15 protein-coding genes are annotated in these 15434 nt (G+C 62.9%); 8 read left to right on the forward strand and 7 right to left on the reverse strand.

Going from position 1 to position 15434, the window contains the following annotated elements; genetic code table 11:
* Positions 1–9 precede the first annotated feature (9 nt).
* Genes ACM530_RS21610 through ACM530_RS21630 form a run of 5 tightly spaced genes read left to right on the forward strand, consistent with a single transcriptional unit; the run spans position 10 to position 5303 of the window.
* Positions 10–543 carry a spore coat U domain-containing protein gene (locus tag ACM530_RS21610; protein ID WP_404483384.1) on the forward strand — a complete coding sequence of 178 codons (534 nt, stop codon included), beginning with the start codon at positions 10–12 and terminating at the stop codon, positions 541–543.
* A gap of 5 nt (positions 544–548) precedes the next feature.
* Positions 549–1049, forward strand: a complete 501-nt coding sequence (locus ACM530_RS21615) for a spore coat U domain-containing protein (RefSeq protein WP_404483382.1) — start codon at positions 549–551, stop codon at positions 1047–1049.
* Between the two features lie 27 nt (positions 1050–1076).
* Positions 1077–1862, forward strand: coding sequence for a molecular chaperone (locus tag ACM530_RS21620; protein ID WP_242199352.1), 786 nt, complete (start codon positions 1077–1079; stop codon positions 1860–1862).
* Positions 1863–1903: 41 nt separating this feature from the next.
* Complete coding sequence (locus ACM530_RS21625; protein WP_416363118.1) at positions 1904–4297, forward strand: fimbria/pilus outer membrane usher protein; 2394 nt, start codon at positions 1904–1906, stop codon at positions 4295–4297.
* Between the two features lie 16 nt (positions 4298–4313).
* Entirely contained in the window at positions 4314–5303 is a 990-nt protein-coding gene (locus tag ACM530_RS21630) for a spore coat U domain-containing protein (protein ID WP_404483379.1), read from the forward strand.
* Here the strand turns inward: ACM530_RS21630 and ACM530_RS21635 are convergent.
* Together ACM530_RS21635 and ACM530_RS21640 are read right to left on the reverse strand one after the other, a co-directional pair.
* A complete protein-coding gene (locus ACM530_RS21635) occupies positions 5300–6037 on the reverse strand; it encodes an anti-sigma factor family protein (protein ID WP_416363119.1) in 738 nt (245 codons plus the stop codon). The genes ACM530_RS21630 and ACM530_RS21635 overlap by 4 nt on opposite strands.
* Positions 6034–6540 (reverse strand): sigma-70 family RNA polymerase sigma factor, encoded by a 507-nt coding sequence (locus tag ACM530_RS21640; RefSeq protein WP_106578821.1) that lies wholly within the window; start codon positions 6538–6540, stop codon positions 6034–6036. The genes ACM530_RS21635 and ACM530_RS21640 overlap by 4 nt, the downstream gene beginning before the upstream one ends.
* A gap of 168 nt (positions 6541–6708) precedes the next feature.
* Here ACM530_RS21640 and ACM530_RS21645 point away from each other — a divergent pair, with 168 nt between their 5' ends.
* Together ACM530_RS21645 and ACM530_RS21650 are read left to right on the forward strand one after the other, a co-directional pair.
* The gene (locus tag ACM530_RS21645) at positions 6709–7791 is read left to right on the forward strand and encodes a catalase family peroxidase (RefSeq protein ID WP_416363120.1); all 1083 of its coding nucleotides are present in this window, start codon (positions 6709–6711) and stop codon (positions 7789–7791) included.
* Complete coding sequence (locus ACM530_RS21650; RefSeq protein ID WP_106578819.1) at positions 7788–8327, forward strand: cytochrome b; 540 nt, start codon at positions 7788–7790, stop codon at positions 8325–8327. Before ACM530_RS21645 ends, ACM530_RS21650 begins: the two co-directional genes overlap by 4 nt.
* A gap of 18 nt (positions 8328–8345) precedes the next feature.
* Here ACM530_RS21650 and ACM530_RS21655 read toward each other — a convergent pair whose 3' ends face one another.
* A complete protein-coding gene (locus ACM530_RS21655) occupies positions 8346–9497 on the reverse strand; it encodes a M14-type cytosolic carboxypeptidase (protein ID WP_416363121.1) in 1152 nt (383 codons plus the stop codon).
* 467 nt (positions 9498–9964) lie between these two features.
* Complete coding sequence (locus tag ACM530_RS21660) at positions 9965–10315, reverse strand: DUF6124 family protein (protein ID WP_416363122.1); 351 nt, start codon at positions 10313–10315, stop codon at positions 9965–9967.
* Between the two features lie 130 nt (positions 10316–10445).
* On the opposite strand from ACM530_RS21660, the gene ACM530_RS21665 reads away from it, so the two are divergent.
* A complete protein-coding gene (locus ACM530_RS21665) occupies positions 10446–11081 on the forward strand; it encodes a LexA family protein (RefSeq protein WP_416363123.1) in 636 nt (211 codons plus the stop codon).
* Here the strand turns inward: ACM530_RS21665 and ACM530_RS21670 are convergent.
* From ACM530_RS21670 to ACM530_RS21680, 3 genes are read right to left on the reverse strand one after another with little or no spacing between them, the layout of a single operon-like run.
* Positions 11078–13003: an acetyl/propionyl/methylcrotonyl-CoA carboxylase subunit alpha gene (locus ACM530_RS21670; RefSeq protein WP_416363124.1), complete on the reverse strand. Its 1926-nt coding sequence runs from the start codon at positions 13001–13003 to the stop codon at positions 11078–11080. The two genes, ACM530_RS21665 and ACM530_RS21670, sit on opposite strands and share 4 nt — an antisense overlap.
* Positions 13000–13806 carry a gamma-carboxygeranoyl-CoA hydratase gene (locus tag ACM530_RS21675; RefSeq protein ID WP_242199373.1) on the reverse strand — a complete coding sequence of 269 codons (807 nt, stop codon included), beginning with the start codon at positions 13804–13806 and terminating at the stop codon, positions 13000–13002. Before ACM530_RS21675 ends, ACM530_RS21670 begins: the two co-directional genes overlap by 4 nt.
* A gap of 15 nt (positions 13807–13821) precedes the next feature.
* Positions 13822–15429, reverse strand: coding sequence for a carboxyl transferase domain-containing protein (locus tag ACM530_RS21680; protein WP_416363125.1), 1608 nt, complete (start codon positions 15427–15429; stop codon positions 13822–13824).
* Positions 15430–15434 lie beyond the last annotated feature (5 nt).

A 15434-nucleotide genomic window follows, 5' to 3' on the forward strand; every position in this document is an offset into this window, starting at 1 on the left:
ATGAACATCATGCATGCACTTGTATCGAAAGCAGTTTTTCCATTGATGGCACTGGTGTGGGTGTCGGGTGCGCAGGCGGCCACGGTCGCCGGCACCGTCACCGCAACGCTGGTGCTGACCAGCAGCTGCCAGGTCAATGGCGCGGCGGCCACCGGCGGGATGAGCTTCGGTAACTTGAACTTCGGTACGGCCAACAGCCTGTTCACTGAAGCCGACGGCCAGGTGCTGGGCGGCGGCGGTGGCGCGTTGTCGATTCTGTGTTCGGCGGGCACTTCACCGACGCTGACCGTGTCTGCCGGCGCCAACGACGGCAAGTCCGTGGGCGGTGGCCGCGCGCTGTACGACGGTGTGGCCAATTACGTGCCGTATGACCTGTTCACCGACAGTGGTCACTCCAATTTGCTCGCCATCGGTGGGGTGATCAACCTGGCACCCAGCACGGGCGTGGCCCAGGCGGTGAATATTTACGGTAAGGCCAACGGCAAGGCCGGGCTGCCGGCCGGGACTTACACCGACACGGTCAACGTGACGCTGACGTTCTGAGTGCCATGAGTCGGGCAGGGTGGGCGGCGTGTGTGGTGTGCATCGGCTGGGGCATGCCGGTGTCGCTGCTGGCGGTGACCAGTCAGTCGTTCCAGGTCAGCGCGACCATCACCCCTGGATGCCTGGTGGTGGGTGGCGGCACGAACTACGGCAGCCTGGCCTTCGGCACTTATTCGGCCCTGGCGACCAGCACCGCGTCTGTCGCACTCACGGCGGGCGTGACCCTGCAATGTACACCGGGGGTTGCGCTGAGCATGAGTGTCGATGGCGGTTTGCACAACAACAGCGGTCGGCGGATGCAGCTCAATAGCGGCACTGCCCAAGTGGCTTATCAACTGTTTCGGGACGCGGCGTTCAGCCAGAGCCTGGGCATCAGCCAAAGCGTGAGCGTGGCCTACACCAACGCAGCCAGCATCACCTTGCCGATTTATGGGCGAGTGCAGTTACCGGGTAATACGCCTGGGGGGACGTACAGCGACACGTTGCAGGTGCAGCTGTCGTGGTAAGGCGATTGGCAATGAGGAGTAAGACTTATGGATGCAGCTTCCCGGCACTTTTGGGCAGCAGGTTTGAGCGCGTTGTTGGCGTTGACGGCAGGGCAGGCGCAGGCGGCAAGCTCCGTGCTGATCTGGCCGATTGACCCGGTGCTGGAGGCCGACCAACAGGCCAGCGCCCTGTGGCTGGAAAATCGCGGCACGGAGACCGCCAACCTGCAAATCCGCGTGTTTGCCTGGACCCAAAGTGGTTTTGATGAGCAGTACCAGAACCAGCGCGACGTGATCGGCAGCCCGCCGGTGGCGAAGATCGAGCCGGGGCAGAAACAGCTGGTGCGCCTGACCCGGACCAAAGAGGTGCCGCCGGGCCGGGAACTGGCCTACCGGATCATCATCGATGAAATCCCCCCGGCCACGCCGCCTGCGGCCCCGGCTGATGGCAAGACGGCCGCCGCGATTCGCTTCCAGATGCGCTATTCGGTGCCGCTGTTCGCCTATGGCCCGGGCCTTTGGAGCAAGGTCGACGGTACACGCGAGCGCGACCCCAAAAGCGCCGGCAAGCCGGACCTGAGCTGGAAAAAGGTCACGGTGGGCGGGCGCAACTACGTCGAAATGCGCAACCAGGGCGCCGTGCACGCGCGCTTGACCGACGCCACGTTCAAACAGGGCGGCCAGCCGCGGCCGCTGGTGGAAGGCCTGATGGGCTATGTGCTGCCGGGCGCAACCATGCGCTGGCCGGTGCCGGAGGGGCTGCCGGCTGATCAGCCGCTGCAGGTGCGAGTCAATGGTGCGACGCAATTGGAGAACCTTGCACCCGGGCGATAAATCAGTGCGGTAGGGCATGGAGCAGCCCTTGGTGTTAACGGATGGAGATGTCCATTGATGGACGCAAAGCCTTGGTGAGCCATGAACGGGCGAGAGGTTTATGGCGATCGGTGTGGGTGGTGAGTGGCCTGTCTGGCCTGGTGCTTGCGGTGCCAAGTGTGGCCGCGCCATTGCCGCCCCCTCCCAGCAGTATGGAGGCTGTTGCCGATGCGCAGTTGTTTCTGGAACTGGTGGTCAACCAGAGGGATACCGGGCGCGTGGTCGCCGTCAATCAGCGTGCCGGGCAGTTGTTTTTGCCGGCGTCGGTGTTGCAGGACATCGGTATGAAGCTGCCGGGTGAGGTGCCCGCCGAGGTTGCGCTGGAAAACCTGCCAGGCATGCACACCGATTACGACAGCCAGGGCCAGCGCCTGATGCTCAGCGTGCCGCCGGCCTGGTTGCCGGAGCAATTTATCGGCAGTCGCGACAATTACCCGCGCACCCAGGCGCTGACCAGCTTTGGCGCGCTGCTCAACTATGATGCCTACCTCAACGACACCGATGACGCCGGCACCTACCTCGGCATCTTCAACGAAGTCAGATTGTTCGACACCTGGGGCACCTTGTCCAACACCGGCCAGTACCGCACCACCCTTGGCCGGGAGACAGCCGGCAGCAGCCTGTACAACGGCTATCGGCGTTATGACACCACGTGGCGGTTTTCCGACGACGAGCGCCTGCTGACCTATGAGGCCGGCGATGTGATCAGCGGCGCTTTGCCGTGGAGCACCTCAGTGCGTCTTGGCGGGGTACAGGTGTCGCGCGATTTTGGCGTGCGTCCGGATTTGGTCACCTACCCGCTGCCACAGTTTGCCGGTGAGGCCGCCGTGCCGTCGTCGGTGGACCTGTTTATCAACGGCTACAAAACCAGCAGCGCCGACCTGCAGCCTGGGCCGTACACCCTGACCAACGTGCCGTTCATCAACGGCGCGGGTGAGGCGGTGGTGGTGACCACCGACGCCCTGGGCCGGCAGGTCTCGACCACGGTGCCGTTCTACGTCACGAGTACGCTGTTGCAAAAGGGCTTGTCGGACTTTTCGGTGGCGGCGGGGAACCTGCGCCGCGACTACACCGTGCGCGATTTTGGCTACGGCGCTGGCGTGGCGAGCGGTACCTTTCGGTACGGGCTGTCGGATGCGTTTACCCTGGAAAGCCACGCCGAAGCCGCGGGTGACCTGGCCCTGGGCGGTGTCGGCGGCAACCTGCGCATGGGCAACTTCGGCGTGCTCAATACCGCCGTCAGCCAAAGCCAGTTCGACGGGCGCACAGGCCAGCAACTGAGCCTGGGCTACCAATACAGCAATCAGCGTTACAGCGTGTCTTATCAACGGGTAGAGCGCCGCGATGAATACGCCGACCTGAGCCTGGTCGACACGCCCTATGCCAGCCTCAGCAAGCGCAGCCAGCAAGCGACCTTGAGCCTGAACCTCAACGACTTCGGCAGCCTGGGCGTGGGCTATTTCGATGTGCAGGCGGCGGATGATTCTCGCACCCGCCTGGTGAACATGACCTGGAGCAAAGCGCTGTGGCGCAACAGCAGTTTTTACCTGTCGGCCAACCACGAAGTTGGTGACAGCAGCTGGGCAGTGCAGGCCCAAGTGGTGGTGCCCTTCGACATCTACGGCAGCCTCAGCGTGGGCAGCGAACGCAGCAAAACCGGAGAAAGCCAGCAGCGCGTCAACTACAGCCGGGCAGTGCCGGCCGAGGGCGGCGTGGGCTTTAACCTGGGTTACGCCAGCGGTGACGGGCCGGCTTATCGACAGGCCGACCTGACCTGGCGCCTGCAGTCGGTGCAATTGCAGGCCGGCGTGTATGGCAACCGCGACGCGCAAACCCGTTGGGCGGATGCCAGTGGCTCGCTGGTGTGGATGGACCACCACGTGTTCGCCGCCAACCGTGTCGACGATGCGTTTGTGGTGGTGAGCACCGATGGCGTCGGCGGCGTACCGGTGCGCTACGAGAACCAAGTGGTGGGTGAGACCGACCGCAACGGGCACTTGCTGGTGCCGTGGACCAGCGCCTACTACCGGGCCAAATACGAGATCGACCCGCTGAACCTGCCGGCCAACATGCAAGTGCCCAACGTCGAGCAACGTGTGGCCGTGCGCCGGGGCAGTGGCTACTTGCTGGAGTTTCCGGTGCGCCAGGTGCTCGCGGCGAGCATCACCCTGGTCGACGCCCAGCATCAGGAGTTGCCCCTGGGCAGCCAGGTGCGGCACGAGCAAAGCGGCGCGCTGGCGGTGGTGGGGTGGGACGGCCTGGTCTACCTGGAAAACCTGGCGGCGCACAACACCTTGCAGGTCACCGTCGGCGATGGCCAGACCTGCCAGGCGACGTTCGAACTGGATACCACGCAGGAGCAGGTACCGCTGATTGGGCCACTGGTGTGCCAATGACATAAGGAGTGTGTGTGTGCGGGTCAAGGATTGGCTGTTGCGGTTACTGTTGTTGGCAAGCCTGGGAGTGTCGGTGCAGGTGCAGGCGGTGTGCACGGTGGGCGCCACCGTACCGGCCAGTTTCGGCACCACGGTGAGTTCAATGACCGTGCGCACCACCTCCCAGCCGAGTTCGACCACCAACGCTGGCTTGAGCTGCACGTCGGCGCTGCTGTCAGTCTTGACCTCAAGTGACCATTTCTATGCGACCGTCACCGGTTCCGCGCAAGGCGGCCTGGTCGGGCCGACCGGGGACGTCATCAGCTATACGATCTACGCCAACAACACCACCGCGTTCCCAATGACGCGCGGCACCGCGTTCGATTTTGGCGGCAGTGGCGGCATTGCCGCCTCCCTTGGCCTGGTGTTCGGGCCGGGCACCAAAGTTGTGCCGCTGTATTTCGCCACCACCATCGGCAGTAACGTGGCTGCAGGTGTGTACAGCGAAACCCTGAATATCGCCTGGAACTGGAACTACTGTTCGGGCATTGGCATTGGTGGGATTTGCGCGGGCCGCGAGATCAACAACGGCACCACCACGCTGAATGTGAGCATGACCGTGGTCAATGACTGCCAGATCACTACGCCCGCCATCGCCTTTGGCAGCGCGCCGGTGGTCAGTGCATTTTCCACCGTCAACGGGCAGGCCAGCGTGGCCTGTACCAAGGGCAGCGCCTACACCGTGGGCCTCAGTGACGGGCAGAACCCGGTGAGTGTGGGTGGCCGCCGGCAGATGGTGTCCGCCGGTAACTTCCTTGCTTACGACATCTTCAAGAGTGCCAGCACGACCCGCTGGGGCAGCGTGGGCACGGCGCGTCGGGCCAGTTCAACGGCCGAGGTCAACCCTGGCAACGGCCTGGGCACGGGCAGCCAGGTGTTCAACTACAACGCCAAGGTCTATACCGACCAGACCACGCCGCCGAGCGGCATCTATCTGGACAACGTGGTGCTGGACGTGGGCTTTTAGAACTTCATCATCTGCGTGGTTGGCTGGCCCACCGGGCTGACCATCGCGTAGTTGTAGCCGCTGCCGGACCAGTACTCGGCCTGCAAGCCATCGGCGCTGCGGCTGCCGCGGGGCAGAAAGCCGTTTTCCGGGCCGGGCGGGCGGATGTAGAAGCTGATGCGCCGGCCTTGCGGGTCTTCGTACAGCACCATGGCGGCAGCGCCCTGCTCAGTGGTGAGCAAGCGCCCGCTGACCGGCTTGAAACCTGCCTGGCTCAAGTCCGGCAGGCGGTGCGCCTGGTTGAAGTAGCGATCCAGCCAGGCCTGCATCGAGCCACCGTCCTGGGCGTTGTAGTCGGCGGGCATGATGCCGTCCTGGGCAAACAGGCGGAACGCCTGCATCGCGTCGGCCATCGGCAACAGGGCAGGCTGGGTCGCTTCGCGGGCGTGCCAGCCGCCAACACCGCCCAGGCTGACGGCGATCAACAGCACGGCAGCCGTGGCGAAGTGGCGGCGCGATTGGTGTTTGATGCGTTGGCGAATCAGCGCCGGGTCCAGCTCGGGGTTGGCCGGTTGTTGCAAGGCCCCGCTCAATGACGCGCGCAGTGCTTGCGCATCCTGTTGCCAGGCATGCACCTGGGCGGCGACGTCGGGGTGGGCCGCCAAGTAGGTTTCAAGCACGCGGCGATCGCTCTCCAGCAGTTGCTGATCGATGTAGGCATGCAAATCGCGTTCGCTGGGGGGCAGGCTGATCATTTGAGTATCCGCAGGGAAGGGCTGGCAATTTCACCATCGCTGAGTTGGCGCAGGGCCTGGCGCGCCCGGGACAAGCGCGACATGACGGTGCCGACGGGCACCTCGAGGATGACGGCAACCTCCTTGTAGCTTAACCCTTCGACCGACACCCAGAGCAACAGGGCGCGCTGTTCGGTGTTGAGTTGGTCGAAAGCCTGCAAGGCCGATTGGGCCATCACCGTGCGCTCCACCGAAGGTTGCGCGTCGTCACGGCCGGTAAAGAAGTCGAGCATGCGCGCGTAACGCCGGCTGCGGCGGTGGGCGTCGAGGAATTGCCGGTAAAGAATCGAGAACAGCCACGCGCGCAGGTCGCCTTCGATGCGTTTATCGGCCCAGCGGGTGATTGCGCGTTCCAGGGTCGACTGCACCAGGTCGTCGGCGCTGCTGGTGTTACGGGTCAGGGACACGGCAAAGCGCCGCATCCTGGGGATCAGTTCACGTAACTGTTCGTCGAGTTCGTGCATGGGAATCTGGCTGGTCGCTACGCTGGGACTAGGGAGACGTCTGACGTTGAAGGTTATTCCCAAGCCTGAAAAATAAACACAGGGCGTGGGAATAGAGCGGATCGGCGTTCGTCTTAATGCTCCGACCTTATGTTTCACCGCTTAGGCCTCTGGCCCTGGAGTCACTTCATGGTAGATCACTCATCACCGCCCCGTCCTGCGTTGAGTACCGCGAGCCTGATCGCACGGCTCGCCGGTATCGGTGCCGTGGTTGCCGTTGTTGCCGGGGCGTTTGCCTACGTCAACGGCACCCTCGACCCACAGCGCCTGCGCCCCAAAACCCTGGTTAATGCCCTGGAAACCAATAACGGCCTGCACCCTGGCTTTCGCCGCAACCATGCCAAGGGCGTGTGCGTGGCGGGTTACTTCGAGAGCAGCCCCGAGGCGCGGGCGTATTCGAGTGCCCAAGTGTTCAGCGAAGCGAAAACGCCGGTGATTGGTCGATTTGCCTTGCCCAGCGGCAACCCTTACGCGCCGGACAGCAGTGTGCCGATCCGCAGCTTTGCCTTGCAGTTCAGCCAAGCCAACGGCCAGCAATGGCGCACGGGGATGAACAGCATGCCGGTGTTCCCGGTGGGCACGCCTGAAGCCTTTTACCAGATGCTCAAGGCGGGCGCGCCAGACCCGGCCACCGGCAAGCCGAACCCGGCGGGCATGCCGGCGTTTTTTGCCGCGCACCCGGAGACCGCGCCGTTCCTGGCGTGGGTCAAGACGGCCAAGCCGTCGGCCAGCTATGCGACAGAGACCTACAACGGCATCAATGCGTTTTATCTGGTCAGCGCTGACGGCAAGCGCCAGGCAGTGCGTTGGGGCGTCGTGCCGCAGAGCCAGGATGCAGCGGGCGATATCGCGCCTTCAGGCAGCGACTTTCTTGAAAAAGACCTGGTGCAGCGCCTAGCATTGGGCCCGCTGCGTTGGCAGTTGAACATGACCCTGGCCAACCCCGGAGACCCGCTGGACGATGCGAGCAAAACCTGGACCGGCGAACACAAGGTGCTCAACGCCGGCACCCTGGTACTGCAGAGCAGCCAGCCGCAAGCGGACGGCGATTGCCGTGATATCAACTTTGATCCGCTGATTTTGCCCAGTGGTATCCAGGCCTCCGACGACCCGCTGCTGGCGGCGCGTTCGGCAGCCTACGCCAGCTCGTACGTGCGTCGTGCCGGTGAAGTCAGCCCGCTGCACAGCGCCCCTCAGGAGTCGAAGCCATGAATGTTCAACCACGCTATTTCGCGCCGCTGGCGCGTGTGCTGCATTGGCTGATGGCGCTGATGGTCATCGCTATGTTGTTTATCGGTGCGGGCATGGCGGCGTCGGTGTCGGAGCGCCATGAGTGGCTGATTCACCTGCATAAGCCGCTGGGAATTGCGATTCTGGCGCTGGTGATCGTGCGGCTGGTGGTGCGTTTTTCCACTCGGCAACCGCCGCTGCCGGATGATTTGCCGCTGTGGCAAAGGTTGGCAGCCAAGGCCTCTCATGTGCTGTTGTACGCGTTGATGCTGGTGTTGCCGCTGCTGGGCTGGGCGATGATTTCGGCGGCCGGTGACCCGGTGATGCTCAGCAGTTCAGTGCAGTTGCCGGCGCTGGTGGGTGCGAATGCGCCGTTGTTTGCGGTGTTGCGCAAGGCCCATGGGTATCTGGCGTATCTGCTGTTTCTGACGGTGCTGTTGCACCTGGCGGCGGCGCTGTTTCACGGCTTGATTCGCCGTGACGGCGTGCTGCAAAGCATGACCGGCACCAAGGACTGATGCCGGGGGCGGGGCGGCTTAGCGCAGTGCCGTGACGATATCGGCAACCGTGCTCAATACGTCCTTGCCCAGCTGTTTGGAGCGCTCACCTGACCAACCGGTTTTCGGGTTGGGCGCATCGTCGTTGTCCTTGAAGGGCATCTCCAGGGTCAGCGACAGACAGTCGAATTTCTCTCCGACGGCATTGCAGGCCAGCGTCATGTTGGCCTCGCCCGGCAGGTCGCGGGTGTAACCGTGGGTGGTCTGGAAATCGCGAGTCAATGCGCTCAAGTGGTTGCGAAAGTGTTTTTCCAGCGCTTCGATGCGAGGCGTGTAGCCGGGGTTGCCTTCGCAGCCGGCGGTGAACACGTAGGGGATTTCTTCGTCGCCGTGGATATCGAGAAACAGGTCGACGCCGTATTTTTCCATCTGCTGCTGGGCGAACAGCACTTCAGGGCTGATTTCCTGGCTGGCGCTCTGCCAGGCACGATTGAGGTCCTGGCCCATGGCATTGGTGCGCAAGTGGCCGTGGAAGGCGCCGTCGGGGTTCATGTTGGGGATCAGGTACAGGTCAGCCACGGACAACAGTTTTTTCAGCTCGGCGTCACCGTCCTGTTGCAGGCGTTCGATGACGCCTTCCATGAACCATTCGGCCATGTGCTCGCCGGGGTGTTGCTGGGCGATGATCCAGACCTTGCGCTGGCCCTCGCCACCCTTGCCGCGGCGCAGCAGTTGGATATCACGGCCTTCGGCACTTTTGCCGGTGGCGAGTAACTGGGTACCGGCGCGGTTCAAGGCCTGCTCGATCAAGGCGTCGTGACGCTCGCGGCTGTAGGGTTCGAAGTAGGCGATCCAGGCCTGTTTTTCGCGGGTTTCCAGGCTGATGTGCAATGTTTCGCCATCAAAGCGCGTGGGAACGCGAAACCAGTTGATATGGTCGTAGGACGCCACGGCGTTGTAGCCGCTCCAGGCGTTTTTGTAAGAGGACTGACTCGCGTTACTCAGGCGAAAGGTGTGGGTGTGGCCCACGTGCATGCCTTCGGCCTTGAAGTGGAACCACTGGAAGTGTGCGCTGCGGGTGTCGGGTTTGATCGCCAGCAATAACTGATAGGCATCACTCGCATCCAGAACCTGGATGTTGCCACTGTCGAAGTCGGTGCTGATCTTGATGGAGGTCAAGGCCACGGTCATAGTCTGATTGCCTGAATATGAGTGTTGTGGCGGATATCTTACACAGGAGTCAGGCAAAATCTTGATGCAATATTTTTGCACGGGGGAGGGGGGGCATCATCCCTGACGCAGCAGCAGCTTAGAATCTATGAGATTGATTCTCAAGCGCTATTTCGGAAAGATCGGGCCTGGAGCGCTCGTTCGGCTTTCTTTTGAAGATGGTCTTTTGCTACCATGCGCGCCATCAAGCAACACACAGTCTTCATTAGCCTGAAGCCATGCCAGGGAAACTGGCAAAAAAAAGACCCGGCCAAAGAGCCGGGTCAAAAACCGTGATTAGCCTGATGAGGAGATATTCCAAGAGTCCGACCTAAGGTCCCTTGGTCTATCGACTGATCTCGCGATCAGCTGAGCCCAATAATAATCATTATCATTTGCAAGTCAAATGTTTTTATCCGTGGGATAGAAATATTTTTGCTTCGTGTCTGTTATGCGTTTGCCTGAGCCGCTGGCGACTGCAACGTCCGCTCCACCATCACCTTCGCCATATCAATCAAATACACCACTGAAAACGCCAGGTCCCGCTGGTTGCCCTGCCGGCTGCTCGCCAGTTCGTAGGCCGCCGCTGCTGCGCTGCGTAACAGCTCCGAAGCATGCACCAGGGCATCCTCGTGGCTGACGTTGGGCTTGATGTCGAAGAAGCTCTCTTCCGGGAGCGGTGCCGACACATCCTCTTTCAAGTAATGATCCAATGCGCGCTGGGCCGCGCCGCTGGTGCGCAGCCCCGACAGTTGTTCGGTTTCAGCGGTGCCGGGCAGATGATACGGGCGGGTCGTCATGAGGGTGGCTACTCTGAGTGAATGTCGAAAACCTGCGCCTGATAGTAATACGAATCGTATTTATGTCATTTGATGGATTACTACAAACTGTTTATTGTCGTGGCATCTGCACAACGTATTGTCACGGCCCATGGATAACTGGATAGCGTTGGTCAAAGCCAACATGAAAGACCGCAAGGTCACGCAGGATGAACTGGCTGAACGCCTGGGCATGTCCCAGGGCGGCGTGGGCCATTGGCTCAACAAGCGCCGCGTGCCAAGCCTGGCGGACATGAACCGGGTGCTCGCCGAGTTAGGGTTGGAGTATCTGGAGGTTGCGCTGGAAATTCGGCAGAAAGCCGATCAGGCCCCGCCCCTGGAAAAACACTACAACCCGTATTTTCGCTACCCGGTCAGCGACTGGAAGGGCGTCTGCGAAATACGTGAAGAGCGCCCGGCCTACGGCGCCGCACGTTTTGAACTGACCGATTACCACGCCCGGGGCGAAGCCTACTGGCTGCCCGTGACGGGAGACGCGATGACTGCCCCCAGTGGTTTGAGCATTGGCGCTGGCATGTTGATTCTGGTGGACCCGGCCATTGACGCCGAACCCGGCAAACTGGTGGTCGCCCAATGGGCCGACAGCCCCCGGGCGACCTTTCGCCAGTTAATGGAAGAAAGCGGCCAGCGTTACCTGGTGCCGCTCAATCCCACCTACCCCAAGCAGCTGTTCACCGACGACTGCCGAATCCTCGGCGTTGTCGTGCAGGCCACGGCGAAGTTTTAGTCCGCTGTTTCAAGCGCCACCAGGGCACTGCCTTCGGCAACCATTTCACCTTCCTGGCAAAACAGCGCCTTGACCACGCCAGCGTGCGGCGCGCGAATGCTGTGCTCCATCTTCATCGCCTCCAGTACCACCAATTGTGTACCGGCTTCGACGGCCTGGCCGACGTCCACCAACACCCGCACGATGCTGCCGTTCATGGGCGCCGTGAGCCCACCCTGATGAGATTGGCTGGCCTCGACCGCTGCAATCGGGTCGAACAGGCTCACTGCATGCATCTCGCCCTCCCAGCGCAGGTACACGCAGCCTTCGCCGCGCACCGCCAGATGGGCACGGCGCACGCCGTTGTGCTCGAGCCACAACTGCTCGCCGCGTAACTGCGCAGCGCCTCCACCCAACGTTACCTGACGATCCTGCGCGCCGCTGCTCAAATGCAGCGAAACCTCGGCAGGCAGCCCCGCGCGAAACCCCCGCGTGTCCGCCCACGGCCCATCACCTGCCGGCAGACTCTGCATAAGCGCTGAGCCTGCGGCCTGCCAGAATTCGTCGCTGAACTCGCCCGGCACCGGCAACAACTCAGCCTGATAGCGCGGAATAAACCCGGTATCCAATTCAGCCGCCGCAAACGCCGGATGGCCGATGATGCGCCGCAAAAAGCCCAGGTTGGTCTTGAGCCCACCCACCGCGAACTCATCGAGCATGCTCAACAAGCGCAGGCGCGCCTGTTCACGGTCTTCGCCCCAGGCAATCAGCTTGCCCAGCATCGGGTCGTAGAACGGCGAAACGCTGTCGCCTTGTTGTACCCCGCTGTCCACGCGACGGCCCGGGCCGGGTGCAGACTCGCGGTACAGCGCGAGCTGCCCGGTGGCCGGCAGAAAATCATTGGCCGGGTCTTCGGCATACAAGCGCACTTCAATCGCGTGCCCGATCAAGGGCACCTGGTCCTGGGTGATCGGCAGCGGCTCGCCCTGGGCGACACGGATCTGCCAGGCCACCAGGTCGAGGCCGGTGATCGCCTCCGTCACCGGATGTTCCACCTGCAGCCGCGTGTTCATTTCCATGAAGAAAAACTCGCCACGCGCGTCGAGCAAAAACTCCACCGTGCCCGCGCCCACATAACCGATGGCCTGGGCCGCGCGCACGGCGGCTTCGCCCATGGCTTTGCGCTGTGCAACGCTCAGGCCCGGCGCCGGCGCTTCTTCCACGACCTTTTGATGGCGACGCTGAATCGAGCAGTCGCGCTCATTGAGGTACAAACAGTGGCCGTGCTGGTCGGCAAAGACCTGGATTTCCACATGACGCGGCTTGATCAGGTATTTCTCCACCAGCATCTGCCCGTTGCCAAACGACGACAGTGCCTCACGCTGGGCGGAAGCCAGGGCCTCGGCCAGTTGGCTGACGTCCTCGACCACCTTCATGCCCTTGCCGCCACCGCCCGCGGTGGCCTTGAGCAGCACCGGGTAGCCGATGCGCTCGCAGGCCGCGCGGAAGGTGTCCAGGTCCTGAGCTTCGCCGTGGTAACCCGGCACCAGCGGCACGCCGGCTTTTTCCATCAGCGCCTTGGCGGCCGACTTGCTGCCCATTGCGTCAATGGCCGAGGCGGGCGGGCCGAGGAAGATCAACCCGGCCGCTTCAATCGCGCGAGCAAAACCGGCGTTTTCCGATAGAAACCCATACCCGGGATGGATCGCCTGGGCGCCGCTGGCTTGGGCGGCGGCAATCAGCTTGTCGATTTGCAAGTAGTTGTCGGTGGCCTTGCTGCCACCCAGGTCGACACGGATGTCCGCCTCGCGGCTGTGGCGCGCATCACGGTCGATGGCGCTGTGTACCGCCACGGTGGTCAGGCCCATGGCCTTGGCGGTGCGCATCACTCGGCAGGCAATTTCGCCGCGGTTGGCCACCAGCACAGTCGTCAGTGGGCTCATGAACGCGGCTCCTGTGCTTGCCAGCTGGGCGGACGTTTTTGCAGGAAGGCGCGCAAGCCTTCCTGCCCCTCGGCGCTGACGCGAATCCGTGCGATGGCGTTTTCGCAATAGCGGCGCAACGCCGGGGTGAGGGCGCCGTTGCCCACTTCGCGCAACAAGTCCTTGCTGGCGCGCATCGCCGCAGGGCTGTTGAGCAGCAGGTTGGCGATCCAGTGTTCGACGTGCTGATCCAGCTCACCGGCGGGGTAACTTTCTGCCAGCAGGCCAATGTCGCGTGCCCGCTGGCCGCCAAAACGCTCAGCGGTCAGGGCATAACGCCGCGCCGCACGTTCGCCGATGGCCTGCACCACGAACGGACTGATCACCGCCGGAGCCAGGCCGATGCGCGCCTCCGACAGGCAGAACTGCGCGTCATCGGCGCCGATGGCCATGTCGCAGCAACTGATCAAGCCCAGCGCGCCGCCATAGGCCGCGCCCTGCACAACGGCCAGGGTCGGGATCTTCAGCTTGGCCAGGTTGTACATCAACTCCGCCAGCTCGCGGGCGTCGTCCAGGTTGGTGTGGTAGTCCAGCTCGGCCGATTGCTGCATCCACGCCAGGTCGGCACCGGCACTGAAGTGCTTGCCGCGCCCGCGCAGCACTAGAAAGCGCAACGACGAATCGCCCTGCACCTGGTCGAGCGCGATGATCAGTTCGCGGATCATTTCGGCGTTGAACGCGTTGTTCTTGGCTTCGCGGCTTAGCCACAGCGTGGCAAAACCACGGCGGTCGGTGATCAGTTCGAGGGTGTTGAAATCGCTCATGGGGTACAGCTCCATTTACATGCGGAACACGCCGAAGCGGCTCGGCTCGATGGGGGCGTTCAGCGAAGCGGACAAGGCCAGGGCCAGCACGTCGCGGGTCTGCAGCGGGTCGATGACGCCGTCATCCCACAAGCGCGCGCTGGAGTAATAGGGGTGGCCCTGGGTTTCATACTGGTCGAGGATCGGCTGCTTGATCGCGGCTTCCTCTTCGGCGCTGAAGCTTGCGCCAGCGCGCTCGGCTTGTTCACGCTTGACCTGCACCAGCACGCCGGCCGCCTGTTCGGCACCCATCACGCCGATGCGTGCATTGGGCCACATCCACAAAAAGCGCGGGTCGTAAGCCCGGCCGCACATGCCGTAGTTACCGGCACCAAAGCTGCCGCCGATGATCACCGTGAATTTCGGCACCTTGGCACAGGCCACCGCGGTCACCAGCTTGGCGCCGTGCTTGGCGATGCCGCCGGCTTCGTACTTCTGGCCGACCATGAAGCCAGTAATGTTCTGCAAAAACAGCAGCGGAATCCCGCGCTGACAGGCCAGTTCGATAAAGTGCGCGCCTTTTTGCGCGGCTTCGGCGAACAGAATTCCGCTATTGGCCAAAATCGCCATCGGGTAGCCGTGCAAGTGCGCAAAACCACACACCAGCGTGGTGCCAAACAGTGCCTTAAACTCATCGAACACCGAGCCGTCGACCAGCCGCGCGATCACTTCGCGCACATCAAACGGCTGCTTGGCATCGGCCGGGATCACGCCGTAAAGCTCTTCGCTGCTGTACAGCGGCGCCACCGGCGGGCGTTGCTGCAACTGCCCCTGTTTGCGCCAGTTGAGGTTGGCCACGCTGCGCCGGGCCAGGGCCAGCGCGTGTTCATCGCTGTCGGCATAGTGGTCGGCCACACCGGAGATCTTGCAGTGCACGTCGGCGCCGCCCAAGTCTTCGGCGCTGACCACTTCGCCGGTCGCCGCTTTCACCAGCGGCGGGCCGGCGAGGAAGATGGTCGCCTGCTGACGCACCATGATCGCTTCGTCGGCCATGGCCGGCACGTAGGCACCGCCCGCCGTGCACGAGCCCATCACCACCGCAATCTGCGGGATGCCCTGGGCGCTCATATTCGCCTGGTTGAAGAAGATCCGGCCGAAGTGCTCGCGATCCGGGAAGACTTCATCCTGACGCGGCAGGTTGGCGCCACCGGAGTCCACCAGGTAAATGCACGGCAGGCGGTTCTGCTCGGCGATGGTCTGCGCGCGCAGGTGTTTTTTTACCGTGAGCGGGTAGTAGGAGCCGCCTTTTACCGTGGCGTCGTTGGCCACAATCATGCATTCGACGCCTTCCACGCGGCCAATCCCGGCAATCACCCCGGCCGCCGGCACGTCTTCGCCGTACACCTGATGGGCCGCCAGTTGGCTCAGTTCAAGGAACGGCGAGCCCGGGTCGAGCAAACGATTGATCCGCTCACGGGGCAGCAGTTTGCCGCGCGACGTGTGCCGCTCTTGAGCCTTGGCGCCACCGCCTTGCTGCACGTGGGCGAGCAGGGTGTGCAGGGCGTCGACTTGTAGGCGCATGGCTGCGCTATTGTCGGCAAATTCTGCCGAGCGCGGGTTGAGTTGGGTGTGCAAGGTGGCCATGGGCG

It is taken from the genome of Pseudomonas sp. NFX183 (genome assembly GCF_047943075.1).
Taxonomy (GTDB): Bacteria; Pseudomonadota; Gammaproteobacteria; order Pseudomonadales; family Pseudomonadaceae; genus Aquipseudomonas.